Source organism: Streptomyces sp. KLMMK, from assembly GCF_036961605.1.
Lineage (GTDB): Bacteria > Actinomycetota > Actinomycetes > Streptomycetales > Streptomycetaceae > Streptomyces > Streptomyces telluris.
The window spans coordinates 1-6283 of sequence record NZ_JBAMDC010000371.1; the positions used below are offsets into that span (position 1 = coordinate 1).

At 72.4% G+C, this 6283-nt stretch carries 6 protein-coding genes; 3 read left to right on the top strand and 3 right to left on the bottom strand.

Annotated elements, in window-relative coordinates; genetic code table 11:
* Window positions 1–631: AraC family transcriptional regulator (locus V7793_RS31260; protein WP_336012954.1), on the bottom strand; the 631-nt coding region annotated here is incomplete at its 3' end.
* Between the two features lie 176 nt (window positions 632–807).
* On the opposite strand from V7793_RS31260, the gene V7793_RS31265 reads away from it, so the two are divergent.
* The gene (locus tag V7793_RS31265; protein ID WP_336012956.1) at window positions 808–2556 is read left to right on the top strand and encodes an AMP-dependent synthetase/ligase; all 1749 of its coding nucleotides are present in this window, start codon (window positions 808–810) and stop codon (window positions 2554–2556) included.
* Window positions 2557–2720: 164 nt separating this feature from the next.
* On the opposite strand, the gene V7793_RS31270 is transcribed toward V7793_RS31265, so the two are convergent.
* Window positions 2721–2924, bottom strand: coding sequence for a cold-shock protein (locus tag V7793_RS31270; RefSeq protein ID WP_003984261.1), 204 nt, complete (start codon window positions 2922–2924; stop codon window positions 2721–2723).
* A 286-nt stretch (window positions 2925–3210) separates the two neighbouring features.
* On the opposite strand from V7793_RS31270, the gene V7793_RS31275 reads away from it, so the two are divergent.
* Window positions 3211–4101: a menaquinone biosynthetic enzyme MqnA/MqnD family protein gene (locus tag V7793_RS31275; protein WP_336012965.1), complete on the top strand. Its 891-nt coding sequence runs from the start codon at window positions 3211–3213 to the stop codon at window positions 4099–4101.
* Between the two features lie 46 nt (window positions 4102–4147).
* Here V7793_RS31275 and V7793_RS31280 read toward each other — a convergent pair whose 3' ends face one another.
* Complete coding sequence (locus tag V7793_RS31280) at window positions 4148–5260, bottom strand: alpha/beta hydrolase (protein WP_336012968.1); 1113 nt, start codon at window positions 5258–5260, stop codon at window positions 4148–4150.
* A gap of 163 nt (window positions 5261–5423) precedes the next feature.
* Here V7793_RS31280 and V7793_RS31285 point away from each other — a divergent pair.
* Window positions 5424–6283 (top strand): serine/threonine-protein kinase (locus tag V7793_RS31285; protein WP_336012969.1); only part of this gene is annotated, 860 nt, incomplete at its 3' end.

A 6283-nucleotide genomic window follows, 5' to 3' on the forward strand; every position in this document is an offset into this window, starting at 1 on the left:
GGCCGGCCTCGTCCCGGACGACGGGCGCGGCCAGCCAGCGCGGGTCGAACCCGGCGCGGGTGCGCGCCGCGCCGCAGCGGACCGGGCAGCCGAACAGCAGGCCGTACTCGCCCGCGTACGGCGGCGCCGGGTGGGCGAACTCCGCCCAGCGCAGGGGGATCCTGCGGCCGATCAGCCAGCTCGCCACGCGGTGCCAGACCAGCACCAGGCACTCGGCGACGAAGGGGGCCTCGGCGAGCGCCCGCAGATCGGTGCGCACGGCGAACGCGGCGTCGGGGCCGGTGCGTTCGACGGCGAGGTCGGGGCCGCCGGGGAAGAGGCCGTAGAAGCGGGTGGCGCGGCGCAGGGCCGTGCCGAGGTCGGGGCAGCCGATGCTCGCGTGGCACATCATCGCGAACGTGCCGGGCCGGCTGGGCTCGGACCCCAGGCCCAGGAACTCGTCGCGGGTGGCCTGCCGGACGGCGGTGACCAGGCGGGCGAACTGCTCGGGCGCCACGCGCGCGTGCGCGTCGCCGAGGAGCAGCGGGGGGATGCGGGCGCTCTGCAGGAGCGGCACGGTGTCGATGCCGAGTCGCCGCGGGCCGGTGAGGGTGGCGCGTACGTGATGCACGGTGATCGTGCGACTCGTCATGTGAATGACGGTAGCCCGGTTGAGCGTTGGGGTCAGCGGGGCCGACGGTTCGGGTCATGCCGGGCGGGGGCGAACGTTCCTAACGTTCGGGAAGGCCCGCCGCGCGGCGCGCTCACGCGCGGGGCCCGGGCGGGTGCAGCGGCGCCGGGCCGGCCTCAGCCACCAGGGAGGAACCGATGTCGCGCCAGCGCCCCCCTACGCTCGCCGTTCTCGTCCAGTGGGCCGCCGGGCGGTACGGTCCGCAGCCCGCCCAGCGGTTCCGTCGCGGGGGAGGGTGGGCGGAGCTCACCTACGCCGCCTTGTGGGAGGCCGTGCAGGAGACCGGGCGCGGACTGATGGCGCTCGGGGTGCGCCCCGGGGACCGGGTCGCCGTCCTCTCCGAGACCGGTCCGGCGTGGACCCGTACCCACTTCGGCGCGCTGGCCGCCGGCGCCGTCGTGGTGCCGGTCTACCCGACGGCGGGCGACGAGGAACTGACCTGGGTGCTGGCCGACTCGGGCGCCTCCGTGGCCGTGTGCGGGACGGCGGACCTCGCGGCGCGCGTGACGGCCGTCCGCGGCGGGCTGCCGGAGCTGCGGCACGTGGTGCAGGCGGACGCTCCGCTGCCCCACGGCGAGGTGCCCGCGGCCGGACTCCTCGCCCGGAGCGCGTCCGTCAGCCCCGCCGACCTGTGCGCCGTCGTCTACACCTCCGGCACCACGGGCCCGCCCAAGGGCTGCTGTCTGACGCACGGCAACTTCACGGCCGTCGACGACGCCTCCGCCGATCTCGTCGGGGGCGGGCCGGGGGACGTCACGTATCTCTACCTGCCGCTCGCGCACCTCCTGGCCCAGCTCGTACAGCTGTCGGTGTTCGTCCGCGGCGGCACCCTGTGCTACTTCGGCGGGCGGATCGAGGACGTCGTCGCCGAGCTGCCCGAGGTGCGGCCCACGCATCTGCCATCCGTGCCACGCCTGTTCGAGAAGGTGCACGCGACGGTGGTGTCGCTGGCCGAGGCCTCGGGACCGGACGGCCGGGCCCGGCTGGAGGCGGCGGTACGGACCGGGCTGGAGGCCGCCGCCGTGCGCGCGCGGGGCGAGGAGCCCGCGGGCGAGCTGCTCGCGGCCTGGCGGGCGGCGGACGAGAGCGTGTTCGCGCGGGTCCGGGCGGCCTTCGGGGGCCGGCTGAAGCTGGCGATCACCGGCGCCGCCCCGATCGCCCCGCAGACCCTGGACTTCCTGCGCGCCTGCGGCATCGCCCTCTACGAGGGCTACGGGATGACGGAGGCGACCGGCGTGATCACCCTGAACCACCCGGGCGGGGCCCGCCCGGGGACGGTCGGCAGGCCCGTGCCCGGCGTCGAGGTGCGGATCGCGGAGGACGGCGAGGTGCTGGCCCGCGGCCCGGGGGTCTTCGCGGGCTACCGCAACGCCCCGGCCGCGACCGCCGGGCTGCTGGACGCGGACGGCTGGCTGTACACCGGGGACCTCGGCGCGCTCGACGCGGACGGCTACCTCACGATCACCGGCCGGAAGAAGGACCTGATCATCACGTCGGGCGGCAAGAACCTGGCGCCGGCGCCGGTGGAGTTCGCCGTGCAGCAGTCCCGGTGGGTCTCCCGCGCCGTACTGATCGGCGACCGGCGTCCCTACCCGGTGGCGCTGCTCACGCTGGACGCGCAGGAGGTCGGGGCCTGGGCGGCGCGCGAGGGCGTGGACCTCGGCGGGCGGCCGGCCCGGCACCCGGCGGTGCGGGCGCTGTGCGCGGAGGCGGTGGAGGCGGCGAACGCGACGGTGTCCCGGCCGGCCCGGATTCGGGCCTTCGGGATTGTTGACGGAGATTTCACCGTGGCGGACGGGACGCTGACGCCGACCCTCAAAGTGCGGCGGTCCGTGATCGCCGAACGCTATGCGATCGAAATCAATGCGTTGTACGACAGAAAGTGAAAGAAAGTGGTCAACAAGAAGTCGCTAAGGGAGGGTTAACGATCGGCGACGGGTGGGTGAAAGGCAGGAGCCCCGCCCCTCCGCCGAAGCGGGGGAGCAGGGCTCCTTGGGTACAGCGCGTCGACCGCGATCGGTCGAGCCGTCGCACCGGAAGGATCCGAGGATCAGACCGGGGTGACGTTCTCCGCCTGCGGGCCCTTCGGGCCCTGCGTGACGTCAAAGTTGACCTGCTGGTTCTCCTCGAGGGAGCGGAAGCCAGAGGCGTTGATCGCGGAGTAGTGGACGAAGACGTCGGGGCCCCCGCCGTCCTGGGCGATGAAGCCAAAGCCCTTTTCAGCGTTGAACCACTTCACGGTTCCGGTAGCCATAAAGCCCTCCTTGGGCCCAAAGGGTTGCCCTGCTCCAGAACCTGCGAGAAGTCTGAAAACTACAAAAGCCTGCGGGTCACATGCTCCGCAGGCTCTGTACTGCAAGGGAAACCAAACTGCAACTTGCGGCGAGCCTAGCACGCGAGGGTTCTCGCGCGGAAGGAGTTGAAGATCACGCTGTCGGATGGTTTTCCCGGTGTTCCTGACGGAAAAGATCCCCAGTCGGGCACCGCCCGGGCGCACCCCCGCCCCCGCCGTCCCGGCCGCCCGGGGCTAGCCTCCGGATGTGGACATTTCTGCCTCGGCCGTAGAGACCGACCCCGAAGCCGGCACCCCCCAGCGCAGCCGTCCGCGCGTGGGTCACATCCAGTTCCTGAACTGCCTGCCCCTGTACTGGGGCCTCGCGCGTACCGGCACCCTGCTGGACCTGGACCTGACCAAGGACACCCCGGAGAAGCTCAGTCGGCAGCTGATCGAGGGCGAGCTGGACATCGCCCCGGTCACCCTCGTCGAGTTCCTGCGCAACGCCGACGACCTGGTCGCCCTGCGCGACATCGCCGTGGGCTGCGACGGCCCGGTCATGTCCTGCGTGATCGTCTCGCAGGTCCCCCTGGACCGGCTCGACGGCGCCCGCGTCGCGCTCGGCTCCACCTCCCGCACCTCCGTGCGCCTGGCGCAACTGCTGCTGGCCGAGCGGTACGGCGTGCAGCCGGACTACTACACCTGCCCGCCGGACCTGAGCCTGATGATGCGCGAGGCGGACGCCGCCGTGCTGATCGGGGACGCCGCCCTGCGGGCCTCCCTGCACGACGCCCCGCGGCTGGGCCTGGAGGTCCACGACCTCGGGCAGATGTGGAAGGACTGGACGGGCCTGCCGTTCGTCTTCGCGGTGTGGGCCGTGCGCCGGGACTACCTGGCCCGCGAGCCGCACATCGTGGCCAAGGTCCACGAGGCCTTCCTGGCCTCCCGGGACGTCTCTTTGGAAGAGGTGGCGAAGGTGGCCGAGCAGGCGGCGCGCTGGGAGGCCTTCGACGCCGGGCTGCTGGAGCGCTACTTCACGACGCTGGACTTCCGCTTCGGCCCGGACCAGCTCGCGGGCGTCACCGAGTTCGCGCGCCGCACGGGCCCGACGACGGGCTTCCCGGCCGACGTGCGGGTGGAACTGCTGGAGCCCTGATCCCGGCGGGGATCAGGGCTCCTGGAACAAGCAGTCAGCCTGGAAGCTACGGGGCGACGGGGCCCACCATGTGCTCACTGATCCACTGCATGCTGCCCGCGTTCATGCCCTCGATGTAGGTCTTGGCGTTGTGCCGACCGCCCTCGATCTTCTGCAGGCGCGTGTGGATCGGGCCCTTGTTGCCGTAGGTCGCGATGAACTTGTCCACGTGCGGGATGACGCTGGCCTCCTTCGTCCCGTACTGGAACGCGAGGTAGACGTCGGTCCCGGGCTTGTTCGCGGCGATCAGGTTCTTCGCGAGGACCTCGGGGTTGTTCTCGGCCTTCTCCTTCTCGTGGCCCTTCCACAGCGGGGAGTCCGGGACGATGTCCGGGCCGGAGGCGATCACGGCCTTGAACTTGTCCGGGTGCTTCAGGACGGCCTTCAGGCCGGAGAAGGCGCCGGAGGAGGAGCCCATGAACGCCCAGCCGTCGCGCGACTTCACCGTGCGGAAGTTGGCCTTGACCAGGTCCGGGACGTCCTCGGTCAGCCAGGTGCCCATCTTCGGCTGGCCCGGGATGTCACTGCCGTCCCAGTAGAGGCCGCCGTCGTCCGGCTTCGGGTTGAGGACCGGCATGGCCAGGATGAACGGCTTGCCCTTGCCCTCGTTGTACCACTTGGTGACCGACGACTCGAGGTGCAGGCCCCCGTCGTCCATCCAGTAGTTGTTCGGGAAGCCGGGGCCGCCGGGGAGCGCGATGAGGACCGGGAAGCCGTGGTCCTTGAACTTCGGGTCGTTGTACGCCTTGGGCGCCCAGACCCACACCTTGCCCTTGAAGCCGGACTTCTTGCCGTCCAGGGTCGTCACGGCGACCTGGGTGCCGTCCGACAGGGTGCTGGTGTTCTTGAACTCGGCCTTGGGGCCCGTCGGCATCAGGACCTTGGAGTCCGCCTTCTGCGGGCCGTTCGCGCCGCCGGCCTGGCCGCCGGCGGGCTCGTCCTGGCCGAAGCTGACCGGCTTGCCCTTGTCGGAGAACGGCCCGAACTTGAAGTAGTTCATGATGCCGGCGGCTATCAGGCCGACCACGGCTATGGACGCCACGATGATCGTCCATCGTTTGGCGCGGGAGGCGCGCCGGTGGCCCTGGGACTGGTAGGCCCCATCTTGCGAGTACGTCATCGCGTCGCTCCGGACGTTGCTGCTGCCCCGAAGGACATGACGGTTTGTTCCGTCCTGGTGGATGGGGAAACCGCCCTGGGGGGTTCCTGGGACACCCCGTGAATTGAGTCATAGGCCGAAAAACCGGGGCCCCAGGCCCCCGCCGGGGGAGGCGAAAGGCCCGATGGAACCCTTGCTGCCGGAAGATCCGCAGGTCATCGGTGCGTACCGGCTGCTGGGCCGGCTGGGGGCGGGCGGCATGGGCCGTGTGTACCTGGGCCGCAGCGCCGGCGGCCGGACCGTCGCGGTCAAGGCCGTTCATCCCCATTTTGCCCTGGATGAGCAGTTTCGCGCGCGCTTCCGGCGCGAGGTCGAGGCCGCGCGCAGCGTGGGCGGGGCGTGGACGGCTCCCGTGCTGGACGCGGACCCGGACGCCGCGGTGCCCTGGGTGGCGACCGGCTACGTGGCCGGCCCGTCCCTCACCGAGGCCGTCCTGGCCGGCGGCCCCCAGCCCGGGCGGACCGTGCGGGCCCTCGGCGCGGGGCTCGCGGAGGCCCTGGCGGCCGTCCACGCGCTCGGCCTCGTCCACCGCGACGTCAAGCCGTCCAACGTGCTGCTCACCCTGGACGGGCCCCGGCTGATCGATTTCGGCATCGCCCGGGCCACGGACGGGACGGCGTCGCTGACGGCCACGGGCGTCTCGGTCGGCTCGCCCGGCTACATGGCCCCGGAACAGATCCTCGGCCACGGGGTGACGGGTGCGGCGGACGTCTTCTCCCTGGGGGCCGTGCTCGCCTACGCGGCCACGGGCGAGCCGCCCTTCGCCGGGGACGGCGCGGCGGTCCTGCTCTACAAGGTCGTCCACGAGGCGCCGGCCCTCGGGCCGGGCCTCGCCGGGGACCTGCGCTCCCTGGCCGGTGAATGCCTGGCCAAGGATCCGGCGGCCCGCCCGGCCCCGGAGGAGGTCGCCCGCCGGCTGGCCCCGGAGGGCGCCGGCGCCCTGGTGGGCGCGGGCTGGCTGCCCGGGCCCGTGGTGGAGCGCGT

Excerpts from the sequence above, each read along its gene's own strand:
- V7793_RS31265 (WP_336012956.1), top strand. The coding sequence starts at position 808 with ATGTCGCGCCAGCGCCCCCCTACGCTCGCCGTTCTCGTCCAGTGGGCC.
- V7793_RS31270 (WP_003984261.1), bottom strand. The coding sequence starts at position 2,924 with ATGGCTACCGGAACCGTGAAGTGGTTCAACGCTGAAAAGGGCTTTGGC.
- V7793_RS31280 (WP_336012968.1), bottom strand. The coding sequence starts at position 5,260 with ATGACGTACTCGCAAGATGGGGCCTACCAGTCCCAGGGCCACCGGCGC.